The sequence below is a fragment of the Agrobacterium sp. SOY23 genome (genome assembly GCF_027212525.1).
Classification (GTDB): domain Bacteria; phylum Pseudomonadota; class Alphaproteobacteria; order Rhizobiales; family Rhizobiaceae; genus Agrobacterium; species Agrobacterium tumefaciens_I.
The window spans coordinates 112,558-132,419 of sequence record NZ_JAPWDT010000005.1 but is presented as its reverse complement, the minus strand read 5'-3'; the positions used below and the strand labels follow the sequence as shown (position 1 = coordinate 132,419).

The 19,862-nt window shown below is 59.8% G+C and carries 15 protein-coding genes; 5 read left to right on the top strand and 10 right to left on the bottom strand.

Annotation, left to right across the window (positions count from 1 at the left end):
* Positions 1-160 precede the first annotated feature (160 nt).
* Positions 161-1,207 carry a substrate-binding domain-containing protein gene (locus O3S81_RS15885; protein ID WP_269344671.1) on the bottom strand — a complete coding sequence of 349 codons (1,047 nt, stop codon included), beginning with the start codon at positions 1,205-1,207 and terminating at the stop codon, positions 161-163.
* Positions 1,208-1,562: 355 nt separating this feature from the next.
* On the opposite strand from O3S81_RS15885, the gene O3S81_RS15880 reads away from it, so the two are divergent.
* From O3S81_RS15880 to O3S81_RS15865, 4 genes are all read left to right on the top strand, one after another.
* Entirely contained in the window at positions 1,563-3,044 is a 1,482-nt protein-coding gene (locus O3S81_RS15880) for a sugar ABC transporter ATP-binding protein (protein ID WP_269344670.1), read from the top strand.
* Positions 3,044-4,078 (top strand): ABC transporter permease, encoded by a 1,035-nt coding sequence (locus O3S81_RS15875; protein ID WP_269344669.1) that lies wholly within the window; start codon positions 3,044-3,046, stop codon positions 4,076-4,078. Before O3S81_RS15880 ends, O3S81_RS15875 begins: the two co-directional genes overlap by 1 nt.
* Before the next feature lie 32 nt (positions 4,079-4,110).
* Positions 4,111-5,154, top strand: a complete 1,044-nt coding sequence (locus O3S81_RS15870) for a substrate-binding domain-containing protein (RefSeq protein WP_269344668.1) — start codon at positions 4,111-4,113, stop codon at positions 5,152-5,154.
* A gap of 67 nt (positions 5,155-5,221) precedes the next feature.
* Positions 5,222-6,475 carry an LVIVD repeat-containing protein gene (locus O3S81_RS15865; RefSeq protein WP_269344667.1) on the top strand — a complete coding sequence of 418 codons (1,254 nt, stop codon included), beginning with the start codon at positions 5,222-5,224 and terminating at the stop codon, positions 6,473-6,475.
* 66 nt (positions 6,476-6,541) lie between these two features.
* Here O3S81_RS15865 and mgrA read toward each other — a convergent pair whose 3' ends face one another.
* The 5 genes from mgrA to O3S81_RS15840 all read right to left on the bottom strand — a co-directional run bounded on the left by mgrA (position 6,542) and on the right by O3S81_RS15840 (position 13,067).
* Complete coding sequence (gene mgrA, locus O3S81_RS15860; protein WP_269344666.1) at positions 6,542-7,585, bottom strand: L-glyceraldehyde 3-phosphate reductase; 1,044 nt, start codon at positions 7,583-7,585, stop codon at positions 6,542-6,544.
* Between the two features lie 89 nt (positions 7,586-7,674).
* A complete protein-coding gene (locus O3S81_RS15855) occupies positions 7,675-8,937 on the bottom strand; it encodes an SfnB family sulfur acquisition oxidoreductase (protein ID WP_269344665.1) in 1,263 nt (420 codons plus the stop codon).
* Positions 8,938-8,947: 10 nt separating this feature from the next.
* Positions 8,948-10,216 (bottom strand): SfnB family sulfur acquisition oxidoreductase, encoded by a 1,269-nt coding sequence (locus tag O3S81_RS15850; protein WP_269344664.1) that lies wholly within the window; start codon positions 10,214-10,216, stop codon positions 8,948-8,950.
* Between the two features lie 218 nt (positions 10,217-10,434).
* Positions 10,435-11,604: an FMNH2-dependent alkanesulfonate monooxygenase gene (ssuD, locus tag O3S81_RS15845; protein WP_269344663.1), complete on the bottom strand. Its 1,170-nt coding sequence runs from the start codon at positions 11,602-11,604 to the stop codon at positions 10,435-10,437.
* Positions 11,605-11,630: 26 nt separating this feature from the next.
* A complete protein-coding gene (locus tag O3S81_RS15840; RefSeq protein ID WP_269344661.1) occupies positions 11,631-13,067 on the bottom strand; it encodes an FAD/NAD(P)-binding protein in 1,437 nt (478 codons plus the stop codon).
* A 293-nt stretch (positions 13,068-13,360) separates the two neighbouring features.
* Between O3S81_RS15840 and O3S81_RS15835 the strand changes: the two genes are divergently transcribed.
* The gene (locus tag O3S81_RS15835; protein ID WP_269344659.1) at positions 13,361-14,779 is read left to right on the top strand and encodes an LLM class flavin-dependent oxidoreductase; all 1,419 of its coding nucleotides are present in this window, start codon (positions 13,361-13,363) and stop codon (positions 14,777-14,779) included.
* A gap of 74 nt (positions 14,780-14,853) precedes the next feature.
* Here O3S81_RS15835 and O3S81_RS15830 read toward each other — a convergent pair whose 3' ends face one another.
* From O3S81_RS15830 to O3S81_RS15815, 4 genes are all read right to left on the bottom strand, one after another.
* Complete coding sequence (locus O3S81_RS15830; protein ID WP_269344657.1) at positions 14,854-15,855, bottom strand: ABC transporter permease; 1,002 nt, start codon at positions 15,853-15,855, stop codon at positions 14,854-14,856.
* Between the two features lies 1 nt (position 15,856).
* Positions 15,857-16,864: an ABC transporter permease gene (locus O3S81_RS15825; RefSeq protein WP_442864940.1), complete on the bottom strand. Its 1,008-nt coding sequence runs from the start codon at positions 16,862-16,864 to the stop codon at positions 15,857-15,859.
* A gap of 25 nt (positions 16,865-16,889) precedes the next feature.
* Positions 16,890-18,449, bottom strand: a complete 1,560-nt coding sequence (locus O3S81_RS15820; protein WP_269344655.1) for a sugar ABC transporter ATP-binding protein — start codon at positions 18,447-18,449, stop codon at positions 16,890-16,892.
* Positions 18,450-18,538: 89 nt separating this feature from the next.
* Positions 18,539-19,543 (bottom strand): sugar ABC transporter substrate-binding protein, encoded by a 1,005-nt coding sequence (locus O3S81_RS15815; RefSeq protein WP_269344653.1) that lies wholly within the window; start codon positions 19,541-19,543, stop codon positions 18,539-18,541.
* Positions 19,544-19,862: the final 319 nt, after the last annotated feature.

The following is a 19,862-nucleotide window of genomic DNA, read 5'->3' as shown; positions in this document are numbered from 1 at the left end:
AAAGGAGTGGAACCATCCCCCTCTTTCCAGAGCAAACGGCGTGCCAACAATTCGAAAGATAAGCAATTGTGCGCTAGGGAGACCCGGAGGCCATTGCCGACATGAAAACGCCCCGGCACGGCGGGCCGGGGCGTTTTTGACATCCGTTTTTCCAGGCGGTTCAAAAGGCTGCGGCCGGTATCCAGCTCGCGGTGGCAGCTGTGCTGGTCGAGAAGGCGGGAATTTTCTTCGCAAGCTCTTCGATGGTTTTCACGCCTGCCGCCCGTAACTGTTCCTGGGTAACCAGAACCGGATCGACAACGATGGTTTTCGGCACGTTTTCACCGGCGATTTCAAGTGCGGCGGCGCGCACCGACACGGCACCCACCACAGCCGGATTGGTCGCCGCAGTGGCGACCCAGGGGCTGCCCGGCTCGACGATTTCCTGAATATCGGCCGTGGAAACATCGGCAGAATAAATCTTGATTTTGTCACCGATACCCAGATCGGCCGCAGCCAATTTCACGCCACGGGCAAATTCATCATAGGGTGCAAAAATCACCGAGATTTCCGGGTTGGCGCGCAGAACGGCCTTGGCCTGATCCGCCGTGGCCGCTGCGGTCGTATCGCTCACCGTTCCGAAACGGGCCTTCTCGACAATGCCCTTATTGGCTGCCTTCACTTTGTCCCACACCTCGTTACGGCGGTCGAGCGGCGCAAAACCCGCCACATAGGCATAACCGGCCTTAAAATTCGTGCCGTTATCCTTCAAGGCCTGATCAAGCGCCAGCTCAGCCAGACGATGATCCGACTGCTCGACCTGCGGGATCTTCGGATTGTTGAGGTTCACGTCGAAAGCGACGACCTTGATACCCTTGTCCAGTGCCTGCTGAACCACATCCGTCAGCGATTCCGGCTGGCCATGATCGATGATGATGGCCTCAACACCAAGATTGATCGCCTGCAGGATCTGCTCACGCTGCTGCGCTGCATCCTGCCTGCCGGGGAATATCCTGAGGTCTGCGCCCAGCGCCTTTGCCTGCGCCTCGGCGCCAGACTGATAGGCCTGGAAGAAATCGCCGGCGGAAATATAGCTGATCAGCGCGATCTTGACGCCACCCTTGTCGAAGGGATCGGGCGCGCCTTTCAGCCCTTGTGCGCTTACGGCCCCGGCGGCCAGAAGCGAAGGCAAAAGCGCAAGAGCGATGTGACCGGGTTTCAAAGACATCGGGATTTTTCTCCAATTGAGTGGCGGCTGGATAGTCCTCAAATTATGCGCATATAATCTATCGTTTTTATGGGTTTAATATTGCTATTTTGCGCGGGGAAACGAGTTTTCTTTTGTCTCGCGGGCACAGGAAATGACAGGTTTTGCTCAAGCTGGAAGGGCGGAGATTCTTCGCAACGCTGGTCTGACCGATTGGCCAAGATCGCGTAAAAATGATGAATTTCAATCCTTTGGAACCCGCGCAGAGGACGATGGAAATTTATTCCCTGCTTTGACGGCACAATAGAAGGGCCATTCTTGTTTGCCGCTGCAAAAGTATTACCAAACTGGATTGTTACAGGATGGATTTCCGCACATGCCCCTTCTCGACGTTCAGAACATCTCCCATGCCTTCGGCTCCACCAAGGCCCTCACCGATGCGCATCTCGCAATCGAGGCGGGTGAAGTCGTCGCACTGATGGGCGCAAACGGTGCTGGAAAATCCACGCTCGTTAAAATTCTCTCCGGGCTTTATCGGCCGGATGCCGGAACGATGACATGGCAAGGCAAGCCGTTTTCACCGCAAAGCCCGGCGGATGCGGCATCGCAGGGCATCGTCACGGTCCATCAGTCAACGGATGTCGTTGGCATTCCGGGTCTGACGGTCGCGGACGCGCTTCTGCTCAACCATTTCGTTGATGGCCGTCACCCCTTCTTCCTGTCGAAAAAATCGGTCCGCCGGCAGGCTGCGGCCATTCTCGCCGAAACCGGTTTCGATCTGCCGCTCGACCGGGATTTCGAGACGCTGAGCGCCGCTGACCGGCAGCAGGTCGCCATTGCCCGCGCACTCGCCAACAAGGCCCGGCTGATCATTCTGGACGAACCGACGGCCAGCCTTTCCACTCGGGAATCGGCCCGTCTTTATGATCTCGTACGCTCCCTGAAGGCGCGCGGGATCGGTGTGCTCTATATTTCGCACCGAACCGCCGATCTCGAAGCGCTCGCGGACCGGGTCGAAATCCTACGCGGCGGGCGCAATGTCGGTTCCTTTGTCCGGCCCGTCGATTTCAGCGCCGCCATTGAAACCATGATCGGCCGTTCGTTGAATGCGGCGCGCCCGGACCGGCGGCGTGATTTCGAAAAGACGGTGCTGCGACTGGAAAACACGCGTCTGCTGCCGGAAAGCGCACCCTTTTCCCTCTCCGTCCGGGAGGGAGAGGTGGTCGCCATCACCGGCGTTCTCGGAGCCGGTAAAAGCCGTCTTCTGTCCACGCTATTTGGCCTTGGCGCCTTTTCGGGCGGACAGGCATTTCTGGATGGCAAGACCTATGCGCCGGGCAGCCCCGCCGAAGCGATCGCCGCCGGCGTGGTGATGGCCGCCGAAGACCGGCACAGATCCTCTTTCATTCATGCCGACTGGCCGGGCGAAAGCATTGCCGCAACGATCAGCCTGCCGCATCTCGGAAAATGGTATCCCTCCGGTTTCCTGTTATCCAACCGGGAAAAAGAGGAAGGCCGGAAAGCGATCCAGCGCCTGTCGATCAAGGCGCAATCGGCCGACGCCTCCATCTGGTCGCTTTCGGGCGGCAACCAGCAGAAGGTCGTCATCGGCCGCTGGGAAGCCGAGCCCAGCCGCCTGCTTTTGCTGGACGAACCGTTCCAGGGCGTCGATGTCGGCGCACGGCAGGATATCATTGCCGCCATTCGCCGCCATTCCGGGCGCGCCACGCTCATCGCCACATCCGATCCGGAAGAAGCCTATGAGGTGGCTGACCGGGTTCTCGTGATGGATAGCCACACCCTTTTCGAACAAACCAACGATGCCGGAACGCCGCATCTTCACAAGGAACCCGCCTGATGGTCGACGGCACCCGAGATATTTCAGAACAGTCAAAAGAAACGGCGACACTGGAAACGCTGCGAAACGCGATAAGACGGGGCGCGGTTTTCCTGTTGCTCGCGGCGATGGTCGTCGGTTTTTCGCTCGCGCAGCCCGCCTTCATCAACATCAACAATCTCATGAGCATCCTGCAGGCGGTCTCCGTCGTCGCCATCATCGGTGCCGGCGTCAGCGTCACGCTTGCCATCAACGGCTTCGACCTCTCGGTCGGGGCGGTGGCGGCATCCAGCGTCATGGCCGCAAGTTATGCGATGATCGTGCTGGGGCTGAGTGCCTGGCAGACGGTGCCGCTGGTACTGGCCTTCGGCGCGCTTGTCGGCCTTGCCAATGCTTTCCTGATCGTCAGGCTCAAGGTGCCGGACCTGCTGGCCACACTCGCCACCATGTTCCTGCTGACCGGCCTCCAGCTCATCCCGACGGCCGGCCGTTCCATCTCCGTCGGCCTCATCCTGCCTGACGGTTCGACGGCCAGCGGCAAATACGATCCCGCCTTCCTGACGATCGGGCGCTCCAGCCTGTTCGGCTTCATCCCCCTGCCCGTGGTGCTGATGGCCATCGTCGCCGTCGTTCTGTTCATTCTGACCGAAAAAACGAGGTTGGGCCGCCTGATCTACGCCACCGGCGGCAATGAAACGGCGGCGCGGCTTGCTGGCGCCAATGTCGACAGGATCAAGACCTTCGCCTACGTGCTTTCCGGCACGCTCGCGGCGCTTGGCGGCATCATCGTCGCCGCCCGCGTCGGCCGGGGTGACGTTTCCTCCGGCGCGTCGCTGCTGATGGATTCGGTCGCGGCCGCGCTGATCGGCTTTGCGGTTCTGGCGCTTCGCCGTCCGAATGTTCTCGGCACGCTTGTCGGCGCCGTTTTCGTCGGCGTGCTGCTCAATGGCCTCACCATGCTGAACGCGCCTTATTACACGCAGGACTTCATCAAGGGCGCCGTTCTGGTTGGCGCGCTGGCGCTGACCTACGGCGTTGCCCGCACAAAAATCTGACCTTTCAATATCCGTCCAGAGAAGTGGAAACCATGTTCAAGACCGTCAAGACACTGGCCGCGGCCGTCATCTCGCTTAGCTTCCTCTCCACCAGCGCCTTTTCCGCCGGCATCGAAGGCGCCCCGGCACCCTTCGACAAGAAGACGGTCAACATTGCCGTCGTCAGCTTCCTCGGCAGCGGCGACTGGCTGCAGGCCTTTGAGGCGGGCGTCAAGCGGCAGGCCGATACGCTCGGCGTCAAGCTCACCGTCTCCCAGGCCCGCAATGACAATGACACGCAGAGAAACCTCGTCGAGCAGGCGATCAATCTCGGCGTCGACGGCATCATCATCAACAATGGCCGCCCGGAAGTGCTGAAGGACGTGGCGCAAAAGGCGCTCGACAAGGGTATCAAGGTCGTTGCCTATGACGTGGACCTCGAAAACCCGCAAATCCCGCAGATCGAGCAAAGCGACAAGGACATGGCGAGGCTGGTGCTGGACCAGGCCGTAAAGGACAAGGGCGACGGCTTTGTCGGCGGGGCGGTCTATGTCGCCGGCTTTGCGCCGCTCGACCGGCGTTACGCCGTGTGGAAAGACTTCATCGTCAAACACAATCTGAAGGAAAAGGCCGTCTGGGGCGTCGTCAACGATACGGTGCCGGCCTCCGTCGCCGATCAGACGAAGGCCGTCCTGCGCGCCAATCCGGATATTTCCGTCATCTTCACCCCGTGGGATGAATTCGCCAAGGGCGCGAAGCTCGCCATCGATGAACTTGGCCTTTCGCAGCAGGTGAAGATTTACGGCGTTGATATTTCGACCGCCGACATCCAGCTCATCACCGAGCCGGACAGCGCCTGGGTCGCCACCGCCGCAACCAACGCCGCCGTCGTCGGCGAAGTGTCGGTGCGTGCCGTCTCGCTTTCGATCGCAGGCCAATTCCCCGGCCGGTCGGTGCTGTTGCAACCGACCCTCATCACCCGTGACGATCTGGTGAAAAACGACATCGGCACCATCGAGGACCTCCAGAAGAAATTCCCGGCATTTCTGAAAAGCGACGCCGCTACCGCCGCCTGGATCCCCGCCGTCAAGCATTGATCGCCTTTACCAAGATGCGCCGCCGCCCGCAGGCGGCGCTTTTCCCATAGCAACGCAAGAGCAGACCATGGCCGCCCCAGACCTTCCGAAACCCGATTTCACCCGCAACATGAAACTCATCGGCCATAGCGATATCGGCGGCCGTGGCGATGGCCTGCAACTGATGGTCCATCGCGGTTACGCCTATGTGGCACATCCATGGTCGCAGGGTTTTTCGATCATCGACGTGCGCGACGCTAAAAACCCTGTCACCGTCAACTACGTGCAGGCCCCGTCCAACACCTGGAACATTCACCTCCAGACCCATGACGACCTGCTGCTGGTCATCAATGCGCTCGATCTTTTCGCCGATGTCCAGTCCTTCACCGACGAAAAGGCCTATTATACCAAATCGGTCGGTGAGACGGTCGCTGCGGAAAAACGCGAGCGGGTGTGGACTGCGGGCATGACGGTGTTCGACATCTCGACACCCGACAAGCCCAGGAAAATCGGCCAGCTGGATGTCGACGGCATCGGTTTCCACCGCCTGTGGTATGTGGGCGGGCGTTACGCCTACGCTTCGGCGCTGCTGGACGGCTTTTCCGATTATATCTTCGTCACCATCGATCTTGCCGATCCCACGAGGCCACAATTGCTGGGCCGCTGGTGGCTGCCGGGCATGAACATGGCCGAGGGTGAAAAACCGGCATGGGGCGAGGGAAAACGCTATGCCCTTCATCACGCGCTGGTGCATGGCGACACCGCCTATGCCTGCTGGCGTGATGGCGGCCTGACCCTGCTTGACGTCAGCGATCATTCGGCTCCCAAGCTCATCGCCCATCGTAACTGGTCACCGCCCTATGGCGGCGGTACCCATTCGCCGCTGCCCTTGCCGGGCCGCGACCTGCTGGTAGTCGCCGACGAGGCCGTGCTGGACAACGAGGAGGATGGGCGCAAGCACACCTGGATTTTCGACATCCGCGCTCCGGAAAATCCGGTCAGCATTTCGACATTCCCGATCCCGAACGAGATCGATTATGGGAAGAAGGGCGGCCATTTCGGCCCGCATAACCTGCACGAAAACCGGCCGGGTTCTTTCGTGTCGGAAACGCTGATCTTCGCCACCTGGCAGAATGCCGGCATCCGCGCCTTCGATATTTCCGATCCCTATCATCCCGTCGAAACCGGCGCGCTCGTTCCGGCAGGGCCGGCAACGATGACGGACCGGCGGCCGGGCCGGCCGAAGGTCATCCAGTCGGCCGATGTCTTTGTTGATGCCAATGGGCTGATCTACGCGACCGACTATAACGCCGGGCTTGAAATCATCGAATATGGCGGTTGAAGCAACGTGACCTGACGAAAAAATCGCCCGGGAAAACCCGGGCGATTGTTGGTAAGACAGAATGCATCAGACCACTTCGTCGTGGGACGGTTTTTCCCACAGATTGATGCCACCTTCGACGGCATAACGATCGATTTCCGCCAGCTCTTCCGCCGTAAAATACGGGTTCTTGAGCGCCGCGACATTTTCCTCCACCTGTCTGGCGGAGCTTGCGCCAATCAGCGCCGAGGTGACGCGCTTGTCGCGCAGCACCCAGGCGATGGCGAGCTGCGCCAGCGACTGCCCGCGGTTTCTGGCAATCTCATTGAGAGCGCGGGCTCGATCGATATTTTCCTGCTTCAGATGCTCCGGCCGCAGGAAATCCCCGCCCGGACGGTTGACGCGCGCATCCTGCGGCACGCCGTTCAGATATTTATTGGTCAGCAGTCCCTGCGCCAGCGGCGTGAAAGCAATCACACCCGCACCGACCTCGTCGGTCGCATCCAGAAGGTCCTTTTCGGCCCAGCGGTTGAAGAGATTATAGGCAGGCTGGTTGATGAGAAGCGGCACGCCGCGCTCTTTCAGCAGCGCCGCAATTTCACGCGTCTTCACGCCGGAATAAGACGACACGCCAACATAGAGCGCCTTGCCCTGACGAACGGCCTGCGCCAGCGCATCGGCAGTTTCTTCAAGCGGCGTTTCCGCATCGAAACGATGCGAGTAGAAAATATCGACATAGTCCAGCCCCAGCCGGGTCAGGCTCTGATCGAGGCTGGAAAGCAGCGCCTTTTTCGAGCCGCCGCCACGTCCATAGGGACCGGGCCACATGTCCCAGCCGGCCTTGGTGGAGATGATCAGCTCATCGCGATAGGCCGCAAAATCCTGTTTCAGTATATGGCCGAAATTCACCTCGGCGCTGCCGGCGGGCGGGCCGTAATTATTGGCAAGGTCGAAATGGGTGATGCCGAGATCGAAAGCCTTGAAAAGAATGGAGCGCTGAGTTTCGAGCGGCGTCGTATCGCCGAAATTGTGCCAGAGGCCGAAGGAAATCGCCGGCAGTTTCAGGCCGCTGCGCCCGACACGGCGGAAGGTGGCGTCTTCATAGCGGTTGGGATCTGGATGATACGTCATGGTCTCTGTTTCCTGATGGCGTTGAATGGTCGTCCGGCGATCGGTGATCGCCGGTTTGGGTAGGGGATTTGTGATTTTGAAACCGGACGCTAGATGGCCCCGTGACGCGGCGGCAGCGTGCCGTTCAGATAGAAATTGCCGATATGGTGATATTTCCAGCGGACGGGATCATGCAGCGAATGCGTTCTGGCATTGCGCCAGTAACGGTCGAGCCCATAGCTTTCCAGCGTGGAACGCGCCCCGCCGAGTTCTATGAGCTTCGTAGACACAAGTTGAGCGGCTTCCGTACCAAGCGACTTGACCTCCGCCACCGCGATGGAGGCCGCTGCCACCGATTTTTCGTCCGGTGCCGCACTCGCACTGTCGAGGATGCGGCCGGCTCTTGCGAGAAGCGCGTCGGCCGCATGCACGCGGATGGAAACGTCTCCGACAGCATGGATGGTGTGCGGGTCTTCATAACCGTGCTCGATGCTCAGCTCGAAAAACGGGCGAGCATGGGCGCGAACATAGGAGATCGTTTCCGCGAGAGCACCGCGTGCAATGCCGACCTGAACGGCGGCATGGATGATCTGCGCGAAAGGCCCCATGGGTGTCGGCCGCTCGAAGACGACATCGTGATCCACGACCTGGAACGGTGTGATTTCTACCTCATCGAAGGTGACAGTGCCGCTGCCTGTCGTGCGCTGGCCAAAGGACGTCCAGTCGTCGACCAGCGAAAGCCCAGCCGTTGCGCGATCGATAAAGACGATATTCACCCGCCCATCCGGCCCCTTGGCGACGACAACGATGATGTGGGCAAACAGAGAACCGGTGGAATAGAACTTCTGTCCGTTCAACAGCAGCCTGCCATCCCGCTTGGCGAAGTGCGTCTTGTAATCGACCGGGGTTTTTGTACCGATTTCGGTGAAGGCATTGCCCAGCCGGTCTCCGTCGAGAATGCGCTTAAAAAAATGCCGCTTCTGTTCCTCGCTGCCGGCCAACCGCAAGGCCTCGACCATGTAGAAATGGTTTTGCGGAATTTGCCCGATGCTGCCATCGGCGGCGGAAATGATCGCGGTCACTTCCGCAAGCGTTACGGCCGAAACGCCGGCACCGCCATAGTCTTTCGGCACGGTGATGGCCCACAACCCGCTTTGCGAGAAACGCTCGATTTCGGCGAGCGGCAACCGCCGCTCCCTGTCGCGTTCCGCCGCCCCGGCGGCAAAGCCGCGCGCAAGCTCCTGCGCAACGGCAATAGCCTCGGCATCGTCCTTTATGATGTGAGCCTTCGTCCGGCGCGGCGGGATATGCGGCGCAGGTTTTCCCGAGGTCAACGCGGCCTCGCGATGCAGCTTCCGGTCAGTCGTTGTCATGGAAACAGCCTCAATTCCAGGCATGGCGCGGGGGGTGTGCGCCGTTCAGATAATAGTTTCCGACATGGAAATATTTCCACCGCACCGGATCGTGCAGCGTGTGGACACGGGCGTTTCGCCAATGCCGGTCCAGCCCATGTTCGGCAAGTGTCGAACGGGTGCCGGCAAGTTCGAAGAGCTTGTTGGTTGCTAGAATAGCGATTTCGGTGGTCAGAACCTTCGATTCCCCGGTCCTGATCGTCGCTTCCGAAACGGTTTCCAGCGTCGTGTTCCGCTTTGCGGCATCGATGCTGTGACCGGCGATTTCAAGAAGCGCCTCGGCTGCATGCAGACGGATTTTCAGATCGCCGATGGCGGCAATGGTGAAGAGATCTTCGCCCGCCGTCTGCTTGCCGCTGTCGAGCCACGGACGACTGTGCTTGCCGATGAAGGCGATGGTGTCATCGATCGTGCCGCGGGCAATGCCCACATCGATTGCCGACTGGATGATCTGCGAGACCGGGCCGCCAATGGTGGGGTGATCGAAGGAGGTGACCTTTACCGCCCTCTCCTTGGGAACACGGACATTTTCGATCTTCACCGATCCCGATGCCGTGGTGCGCTGGCCAAAGCTCGACCAGTTGTTGGTCACCGTCAGGCCCGGAGCGTCACGGTCGGCGAAAACGAGATATCCCTGCCCCGTTTCATCTAGAGCGACAATCGGCACGATATGCGCGAGAAGGGCTCCGGTCGTATAAAATTTCTCGCCATTGACGATCACGCTGTCGCCGTCATGGGCCACTTTCGTCTCGAAATCGGCGACGGTCTTGCTCTTCAACTCGGAGAAGGCGTTGCCGTAACGAATACCCTGAAGCGCCCAGCCGAAAAACAGTTTTTTCTGGTCTTCCGTGCCGTCCAGATCGACGGTGGCGACGATTGCCAGATGGTTCTGGGTGATCTGGGCAATGGCGGGATCGGCCGCCGCAATCGTTGCGATGACCCTGGCAAGCGTGGCGTACGATACTTCCGGCCCGCCATAGGCTTTGGGAACGTTGATGCTCCAGAGACCGCTCTGGGAATATTCGTCCAGCTCATCAATCGGCAACAGGCCTTCGCGATCGCGCAGCGCCGCACCGACCCTGAATTTTTCCGCCAGCCGCTGCGCGATTTCTATCGCTTCCGCGTCCGACGAGACGATATGCGCCGGGGTCGCCGGCCGCGGACGCGGCGCAATCAGGTCCGCGGAATTGACGCGCGGATGAACACTATAGTCGATCTTGGTCTCGGAAATCGTGCCCATGGGACGCCTCTCAAACACGGTGAATGATGGCGTGAGCATCGCACAAGGCGCGGCGCAGAACAGTAATTCTATGTTTTTTATGCTCTATAATAGAGAAGGTTTTTCTCTGAATATCGAAAAAAATGAAAGAGCGCCTCGGCGGGTCAACGCGCCAAAATACGCTTGGCGTCTTAAGCCTCATGTCTGGCGGAAGAGGTTTCTTCCGCCAGATATTTTCTTCAGGAACCTGATGCGACTTTCACATTGCCGCCATGGCCGCCACCGCCGAACACCTGTTTCGCGCCGAAGGAAGAGCGAATCTCGTTTCGCGGCCCGCCGAGGCCGATTTCCGGAAACAGCAGCTCGGACAGGCGATAGGCCTCCTCCAGATGCGGATAACCGGAGGCAATGACGGTATCGATGCCGAGCTCCTGATATTCCCTGAGCCGTGCCGCGACCGTCTTCGGTGAACCGACAAGTGCCGTGCCTGCGCCCGAACGAACCAGCCCTATGCCCGCCCATAGATTGGGAGAAACTTCCAGCTTGTCGCGCCGGCCATTGTGCAGGGCCTGCATCCTCGCCTGCCCGACGGAGTCCGAGGCCTTGGAGAAGACCTCCTGAGCGGAAGCGATGGTCTCATCGGAAAGCTTCGAAATCAGCCTGTCGGCATCGGCCCAGGCTTCCTCGTCCGTTTCACGTACGATGAAATGCAGACGGATGCCGAAGGTAACCTTCCGCCCCCTTTTTGCGGCGGCCGCACGCACCTTGGCAATTTTTTCCGCCACCTGTGCCGGCGGCTCGCCCCAGGTCAGATATTTGTCGGTGATCCCGGCCGAAAACTCGATGCCGGCATCGGAAGAGCCACCGAAATAAATCGGCGGGCGCGGCTCCTGCACCGGCGGCAGACCAAGCCGGGCATCCAGCGCCTTGATATATTTGCCGTCGAGATTCCCCTTGCCGGTTTCGATCAGTGAGTTGAAGACCTGAAAGAACTCGTCGGCGTGATCGTAACGCTCGTCATGCGGCAGGAAAATGCCGTCGCCGGCCAGTTCCTGCGCGCTGCCGCCAACCACGATGTTAAGCAGCAGCCGGCCATGGGAAACACGATCGAGCGTGGAAGCCAGCCGCGCATAATAGGCGGGTGATGCAACGCCCGGACGGATGGCGACGAGGAATTTGAGCTTCTCGGTAAAAGCAGCGAGATTGGCCGCCAGAATGAAGGATTCCTCACAGGCAACGCCGGTGGGAATGAGCACGCCGGAGTAACCAAGCCGATCCGCCGCCTGGGCTATTTCCCGGAAATATCCGGGATCGGAAGGTCGCGACAGATCATCGGAACCGAGATAGGAACCATCGCCCGATGACGGGATGAACCATAAAAAATCAAGCGGAGCGTCTGTTTTCGCCATCTGGAATATCCTTTCGTGTTGTCCGTTCAGCGACGGCTTTCCGTCGCGGCCGATGCAAGGCTGTTCGCAATCTCCGCGGCCACATAGACCGCATGTTCCGTAACCTGTGGCAGGCCCATCAATTCTCCGAAGGTTCCGCGAGCCAGAGGACCGCCGATCAACAGCGTCTCGACGGCCTGACCCTGACGGTCGATGGCGCGTGATCGCTCGTCGCAACGGATGCCGAGGCCGGTCGGGCAGAGTGTCAGAAAACCCGCCTGCTCCAGCCCGGAAAGAAAGGCCTGCGATTTCAGAATCCCGCCATGGGCAGGCCCGGTGGTGACGATGATCGCCTCCACATCGATCCGCGCGATGTCCTTTTGGCCACGAAGCATGAGATCGACAAGCAGCGAACCGTTCCGGTCATCCTGTGCTGATACGAGCGAACCGGCGACAATCCGCAACTCACCAGAAACGACGGCTTCATCCAGAAGCGCCTCGACCTGCGGCGCAATCCTGAAACGGTGCGCGTCCCAGAAAGGTCGCAGCCAGCGCACGACCCTGCGCCGTTCATTCAAGGGAAGATTGTGCCATATGTCGCGCCCCTGCAGGCGCACGGCATCCAGAACGCCATGCCAGGTAACACCGGTTGCCTGCGCTGCGCGCAAAGCCTCACGGATCCGCCGCAGCAATTCCGACGCGCTTCCCAGCGGCGGATCGGTAAAATCCCCGTAGGGCTCCTGCGGCGCGGCGGGATGGCCACGCGACCGCAGACCCCGGCGCGACAGTGAAACGACCGGCGCGTGATGGCCACGGCGCTTCAGTGCGGCAAAAGCATCGGCCGCCGTCAGGCCATTACCGACGATCAGAACGCGATCATCTGCGGTGATATTGTCCAGCGCAGCATCCGCATTCAAGTCAGCCACCAGTTTCGGATGGCCGGCAAGCGGTCGCAGCACCTGCGGAATGGCCGGCGGCGGATGGCTTGTCGCCACCACCACGATATCAGCGACGTGACTGTTGCCGTCTGCGGTAAGCAATTCCCAGCCCTCCCCGTGGCGGGCCACATGTTCCACGCGGCTGCGCTCGTGTTCGACGATGCCCGCTTCCAGCAAGGGAGCTATCTCGGCGGCAACATAAGCGCCGAAGACACGGCGCTGGGGATAGACCTGACCATCCGGCAGAAGCGCAGCCGCATCCTCCGCCAGCACATTGGTTTTCTCGATATAACGGACAAAACTATCCGGATCATCGGGATAAAGCGTCATGCGCCCGGCCGGCACATTGATCCGGTTGGCAGGCTCCGGCGTGGAATAGGCAAGCCCGGCGCCCAGCATCTCCCTCGGTTCGAACACGACGATCCGCACCCCTTCCAGCCGCGCGGCAGCGCGATGGAGGTGAACAGCAAGCGCTGCTCCGCTAAACCCACCGCCAATGATGGCGACAATCGCATTCTTCCGGTTTACTGGCATCTCAATCCGCATGATCTTGTCGCCTCGCGACTGGAGAAAATCTACAACATTTGTCGATTTAGTAGCCTTACGAACTTCCAATTTTGGCGGGCGGAACGAAAAAATCATCCGCGTCGCCTGTCATCCGGCATCGGTTTCATTCAGTGGCGCCTGTCGCGCGTGTCCGGGGTGACGGGACAGGGCTGTTGCCTGCTCCACCCAGCGCGGAATTTTATTCTCCAAGTTAGTCTATAAAAAACATCAAGAAACTGTCGCGCGCGTCATGCCCCCTTTATCCTCGGCTCCGACATATCTGGGAGTTTAGCATGAGCAAGACCATTCGCTTCAACGCCTTCGACATGAATTGTGTAGGGCATCAGTCACCGGGCCTCTGGGCGCATCCGCGCGATAAATCCTGGAAATACAAGGATCTCGATTATTGGCAGGATCTGGCCCGCACGCTGGAACGCGGCGTGTTCGACGGTATCTTCATTGCCGACGTCATCGGTTATTACGATGTCTACAAGGGTTCGAACTATCACGCCCTGCATCAGGCCGCGCAGATACCAGTGAACGATCCGCTGCAGCTTGCCGCCCCCATTGCGCTGGCGACGGAACATCTGGGCATCGGCATCACCGCTTCCACCTCGTTTGAGCATCCCTACACATTTGCGCGCCGGCTTTCGACCGCCGATCACCATAGCAAAGGCCGGATCGGCTGGAATATCGTCACCTCCTATCTGGAGAGCGGGGCGAAGAATATCGGCCAGGGCGGCCTGCGCCGTCACGACAACCGTTATGAAGTGGCCGCCGAATATATCGAAGTGCTCTACAAGCTTTTCGAGGGAAGCTGGGAAGAAGGCGCGGTGCTGCGTGACCGTGACCGACGCATTTTCACCGATCCCGCCAAGGTTCACGAGATCGGCCACAAGGGCAAATATTTCGAGGTGCCGGGCTATCATCTGAGTGAACCCTCGCCGCAACGCACCCCCGTTCTCTATCAGGCGGGCGCTTCAGGCCCCGGCAAGGCCTTTGCCGCCGAACATGCTGAATGCATCTTCGTCGCCGCCCCGACCAAATCCGTTCTCAAACAGCACGTTGCGGAAACCTGCCGACGCGTCGCCGAAGCCGGACGTGACCCCAAGAAGGTCTATATCTACACGCTGGTCACGATCATCACCGACGAGACGGACGAAAAGGCGCAGAAGAAGTTCGAAGAATACCGGGATTACGTTTCCTATGACGGCTCTCTGGTCTTCATGTCGGGCTGGAGTGGCATCGATTTCGGCCAATATGCACCGACGGACCAGGTGCGGAAGGTCGAAACCAATGCAATCCATTCCTTCGTCGAGCACATCGCCGGCGGCGACAAATCCTGGACAATCGACGAACTGGCGAAATTCGGCGGCATCGGCGGGATGGGGCCGGTCTTCGTCGGCTCTCCTTCGCGCATCGCCGATATCCTGCAGGAATGGGTGGATGATACTGACGTCGACGGCTTCAACCTCGCCTATGCGGTGACACCCGACAGTTTCGAGGATGTGGTGGGTTATATCGTCCCTGAACTCCAGAAACGCGGTGTTTATCCCACGGCATACAAGCAGGGCACACTACGGGAAAAGCTTTTCGGCGATGGCGACTATCTGGCGACCAACCATCCGGCCAACCGTTATCGTGACATTGAAGCGATCAAGCGGGAAGAGGCGGAAGCGGCCGGCACGATACCAAAGAGTGCCGCGGTCTGAAACGGCCTCTCGCCCGGCCGTCTCGCGCCTGTGATCCAAAAACGCCATCCTCGCGCCGCCCCTTCCGGGGCGGTTCATGCATGTGCGGTCGCCTTCCGATTGGCGAAGCCGATGGCAAGCACAAGGAAGATCAGCAGTCCCGTACCGACCTGCTGCCAGTAGAAATTCAGGCCTGACAGCAGAAGACCATTGGCGACGATGCTGAGCAGCAGCACACCAAGAACGGTGCCGGGCACATTCGGCCGTCCCCTTGGATCAAGCGTCGTGCCGATGAAGGTTGCGCCGATCGCATTCAGCAGAAAGGCGTTGCCGGATGACGGGATGTAGACGGTCACCGTCGAGGTGATAATGAGCCCCGCAATGGCGGCGACGGCTGCCGCCAGAACATAGACCACCGCCACATGACCGGAAAGCCGGATGCCCGAATAGCGGACGACACTGGCCTGGATTCCGGAGGAAACGACGACGCGGCCGAAGCGCGTGCCGGACAGGATGCTCCAGGCAGCGATGACCACGGCGAAGGCGACAATCAAGGAAACGGAAACACCGAACAGATTGCCATGACCGAGGAACCGAAAGGCTTCGGGCACACCGGCGGGAGGCAGATAGACGGGATTACCGCCATTGGTCAGCAATTGCTGGATGCTGCGGCCGACGAACAGGGTGCCGAGCGTGGCGAGGAAAGGCGAAATGCCGATGCCCGCAATGAGAATGGCATTAAAAATGCCGACCAGCGCACCGGCCGCAAGCCCCGCCAGCGCAGCAATTGCCACTGGCTGTCCCGCAAGAACCAGCGACACGAATGCGAAACTTGCAAAATCAATCGCGGCGCCGACGGAAAGATCGATGCCGCCGGAGGCCACGACAAAAGTCATGGCGATGGAGACGATTGCCAGCAGCACGAAATTATTGACCAGCACGCTGATGAGGTTCGTCGTCGTCAGAAATCCGGGCGCAAGGCTCGCGAACAGGGCAAAAACGATCAACAGAGCCGACGGTAGCGCAAAGCGCGCGACCGTCCGCACGACCGAGATGATCGTGGCTCTATTGCCCGGAGCGATGGCAGCAGACGACATATTAGCGGTTCTCCCGACGCAAAAGGGTCGTGGCGGACACGACGAGCAGGATCAGGAGACCCTGGACGCCGCTCACCAGCGTGCTGGAAATGTTGAGAAGCTGGAAACCGTTGACAAGGAAACCGACGAAGAGCGCCGACAGCAGCGTGCCGGTCACCGTCGGCACCAGGCGACGTGAAAAGACGGAGCCGAGAAGCGCGGTGACCACCACGGGCAGAAGCATTTCACCGGAGCCGGTGGTGCTGCCGCTAAGGTAGGACACGGACAATATGCCTGCGAAACCGCCAAACAGACCGCTCGTCACGAATGCGCCAGCCACGAAGGATTTTACCGGCAACCCGGCAGCCCTCGCCGCCTCGGGAAATTCGCCGACGGCATAAAGCCGCAATCCCAGGGGGGTATATTGCACCACCGCTGCCACGAGCCCCGCAAAAAGGATGAGGACATAGGCCAGCACCGGTATTCCGGCAGGACCGGTGGCGGAAAGGGCCGAGAGGAATTCGGTGGAGGCCGGGATGACGGTATTCTGCGTCAGAACCAGTTCGAGCCCGGCCACGACATTCATCACCGCCAGCGTCGCCAGAAGCGGTACGATGCCGACGACCGTGACGGCGAGCGCGTTTACGGCACCGATTGCGGCCCCCGTTGCAAGCGCTCCTGCAGCCGCCGTGGCATCACCATAACCGGCCTGCGTGAGGGTTGCGTAAACCGCCGCGCTCAATCCCATATTTGCCGCCAGCGACAGATCGATGCCCCCCGTAACCACGTTGGAACCGCCGGCAATGATCACGATCGTCAGCCCGATGGCGAGGACGCCGCCAATGGCCGATTGCGCCAGCACGTTGCCGATATTGCCCACTGACAGGAAAAAGGGGGCCGCAAGCGAAAAGAAGGCAAAAACCGCGACAAAAACCGCAAGCGCGCCGCCGCGCAGGGCAAAGGTCGCAAGTCTGCGACGGATATTGCCTTCGCGCGAAAACCGGAAGGGTGCCTGCTGCGGGAAATTCAGATCGTGAGGCGCGGTGGACGCGGCTTCAGCGACTGTGAGTATGGGCGTCCGAAGCACCTGTGACCTCCGATAGAATTTGTTCCTGCCGCGTGTCTTTCGAAATGAACTCGCGCGTGATCCGTCCGCGGAAAAAGACCAGAACCCGGTCCGTTATGCCCAGAAGCTCCTCGATATCGGAGGAGAGGACGATGACGCCGGCGCCACGCGCCGCGAGTTCGCCGATCAGCGTATAAATCTCGACCTTGGCGGCGATATCGACGCCGACCGACGGCTCATCGAGAAGATAGATTTCCGACTGACGGCTCAGCCATTTGGCGATTGCGACCTTCTGCTGGTTGCCACCGGAAAGGGTTCTGACCAGCGCATCCGGACCTTCCGTTTTGATCTGCAACCGCTTGATCAGATCTTCGGCCTGGCGCCGTTCGTCTGTCTTCCTGAGAAAGCCCAGGCGGGAAAAGCGCCCGAGACTGGCAAGTGTTGTATTTTCAGCGACGGTGAGATCGAGCGCCACACCATCGCGACGACGATCTTCAGGAACGAGCGCGAGCCGCCGCGCCGCCGCATGTGCCGGGCTGGCGGCCGATATCGTCTCGCCACCCACCTCCACCGTCCCGGACGACGGTGTCTCCAGCCCGAAAAGAGTGCGGATGACTTCTTTTGCGCCTGAACCAACCAACCCGGCGAGGCCCAGCACCTCGCCCTTTCTCAGCGTGAAGCCGACATCCGAGTATCTGTCGGCAAGCGAAAGACCTTTCACCGACAGGAGATCCTCCCCCGGAACGATCCGGGGCTTGGGGTAAAATTCGGTGATATCGCGGTTCACCATCAGCGCGCCGATTTCAGCGGCCGATGTATCGGCGACAGAAAGGGTTGCGACATCGCGGCCGTTGCGCAGAACCGTCACCGTATCGCAGATATCGACGATCTCGCCCAGATAATGCGAAATATAGATCACCGTTATGCCGTCCTCCCGCAGCCGCCGGATCAGCGAGAACAGGAGTTCCGCCTCCCGCCGCACAAGGGCTGCGGTGGGTTCATCGAACACCAGCACCTTGGGATTGTCGATGAGCGCGCGCGTGATCTGGATAATCTGTTTTTCCGCTGCCGAAAGATCGGAAATCAGCGCCGAATTCGGCAGGTGCAAACCGAAATAGCGCTCAAGCACCTCGGCGGCACGACGGCGCATCAGGGTGCGGTCAAGAAACGGTGTCCCTTTGATCCGCGGTTCACGCGCCAGAAAAAGCGCTTCGCCCACCGTGAATGTCGGCACCAGCAACCGGTCCTGATGGATGAAATGGATGCCGAGCTTTTCCACGAGATGCGGCGTCAACCGATCGTAGGATTGTCCATCGATCTCGATTGAACCGCCATCCGCCCCGTGCAAGCCGGCCAGCAACTTGATGAGGGTCGACTTGCCGGCGCCATTCTGGCCAACGAGGCCGTGAACGGTGCCGCGACGCACGGCAAGCGATGCACCGGACAAAGCCTGGGCACCGCCAAAGGATTTGGTAATATCGCGCAGACGAATGATGTCGTCCGTCTCGCGAGCCTCGACCGGATGGTCCGGATATGTTGCGACAGCCACGGCAAATTCTCCATGCACGGCGGTTCAGATCATCCGAACCAGAGCCTGAAGGCGCGAAGCGGCTGCATCGCGCCTTGCGGGTTCACGCCTCAGCCAATGCCGAGCTTTTTGGAGACCTCGCTGACATTCCCCTTGTTGGCGATGAGCGCCGGTACGTAGGTTTCGCGCGGAAGGGTTTCGCCGGCCAGATAACGCGCGACATTGCGGATGGCCGTTCTGCCGAGTTCGGCTGGCTGCTGGGCGACATCGGCCGCAGCGGGAGAGTTGGGATCCGCCACAAGCTGGAGAACCTCTGGGCTGCCATCAACGCCATAGGTCTTGATTTCAGTACGGCCCGCCGCGACCAGTGCCTGCGTTGCCCCGAGCTGCGGAATATCCCAGGCCGACCAGATCGCCTTGATCGAGCCCTTTTCCGGATATTTGCTCAGAATTGCGGTGATCTGGGTAAAGGCATCCTGCACCGTGTTCGGAATGACGTCGCGCAGTTCCGGCTGGATGATCTTCACCTTGGGGAAATATTTCGTGACGTTGACGAGCTGGTCATAACGGATGGCGCAGGGCGTCACGCCGTAAAAACCGTTGAACACGACGATATTGCCTTCGCCTCCGATATCGGAAACGAGCTGCAACGCCAGATCCTTGCCGATGCCCCAATTGTCGGATGTGGCATTGTTCAGCGAATTGGTCGAGCCGACATCGATGGTGAAGACGGGAATGCCCGCATCACGCGCCTTTTTCAGCCAGGGATCGATGACGCTCAAGGTGCCCAGAAGCTGCACGATCGCATCCGGTTTCTGGGCGATCAACGTCTGGAGCTGTGATACCAGCTTGCCGTCATTGCGGCTGGCGTCAACCGCGATCGGCTCACCGCCGAGACGCTTCACTTCCTCGATCTGGGCATTATAGGCCTGCAGATCGAAGAAATGATCCGTACCCGTGGCACTGATGCCGATACGCTTGCCCTTCAGGGAAAGCTCCTGCTCGGCGAAAGCCCGCGAACCGGAAGCGGCCTGCGTGCCGATGGCCGCAGCGGTGACCGCCGCCAGTTTCAGGAGGTTGCGGCGGTTAAACCCGGAGAAAATATCTTTTGTCATGTGCGTCCCCAAAATAGATATAATCCATAAATAAAATATGGAATATGGCGCCAACAGACAGGATTTTCCAAATGCGGGCCGATGCGGGAAAATTTTAAGCCGGCGGGTGAGCTTGATTGGGCTTCGCGGCAAGCAGACTGATTGAGCCTTGATTTCGCAATGCCAACGATAAGGCGGCGCGATCCGTCGGGGGCTGAATGTCCGAACCGTTTGATGTCGGCAGCAGGCATATGTGTTGATGCGAAGGAGCTTGCCGGGCGTATGAATATTCCTACGCATTCGATCTGCAAGAGTTGCCGAAGCTCATTGCGATGGTTCA

What these genes read in the sequence shown, in the direction of transcription:
- O3S81_RS15885 (WP_269344671.1), bottom strand. Translation starts at nt 1,207, where the DNA reads ATGTCTTTGAAACCCGGTCACATCGCTCTTGCGCTTTTGCCTTCGCTT.
- O3S81_RS15880 (WP_269344670.1), top strand. Translation starts at nt 1,563, where the DNA reads ATGCCCCTTCTCGACGTTCAGAACATCTCCCATGCCTTCGGCTCCACC.
- O3S81_RS15875 (WP_269344669.1), top strand. Translation starts at nt 3,044, where the DNA reads ATGGTCGACGGCACCCGAGATATTTCAGAACAGTCAAAAGAAACGGCG.
- O3S81_RS15870 (WP_269344668.1), top strand. Translation starts at nt 4,111, where the DNA reads ATGTTCAAGACCGTCAAGACACTGGCCGCGGCCGTCATCTCGCTTAGC.
- O3S81_RS15865 (WP_269344667.1), top strand. Translation starts at nt 5,222, where the DNA reads ATGGCCGCCCCAGACCTTCCGAAACCCGATTTCACCCGCAACATGAAA.
- mgrA (WP_269344666.1), bottom strand. Translation starts at nt 7,585, where the DNA reads ATGACGTATCATCCAGATCCCAACCGCTATGAAGACGCCACCTTCCGC.
- O3S81_RS15855 (WP_269344665.1), bottom strand. Translation starts at nt 8,937, where the DNA reads ATGACAACGACTGACCGGAAGCTGCATCGCGAGGCCGCGTTGACCTCG.
- O3S81_RS15850 (WP_269344664.1), bottom strand. Translation starts at nt 10,216, where the DNA reads ATGGGCACGATTTCCGAGACCAAGATCGACTATAGTGTTCATCCGCGC.
- ssuD (WP_269344663.1), bottom strand. Translation starts at nt 11,604, where the DNA reads ATGGCGAAAACAGACGCTCCGCTTGATTTTTTATGGTTCATCCCGTCA.
- O3S81_RS15840 (WP_269344661.1), bottom strand. Translation starts at nt 13,067, where the DNA reads ATGCGGATTGAGATGCCAGTAAACCGGAAGAATGCGATTGTCGCCATC.
- O3S81_RS15835 (WP_269344659.1), top strand. Translation starts at nt 13,361, where the DNA reads ATGAGCAAGACCATTCGCTTCAACGCCTTCGACATGAATTGTGTAGGG.
- O3S81_RS15830 (WP_269344657.1), bottom strand. Translation starts at nt 15,855, where the DNA reads ATGTCGTCTGCTGCCATCGCTCCGGGCAATAGAGCCACGATCATCTCG.
- O3S81_RS15815 (WP_269344653.1), bottom strand. Translation starts at nt 19,543, where the DNA reads ATGACAAAAGATATTTTCTCCGGGTTTAACCGCCGCAACCTCCTGAAA.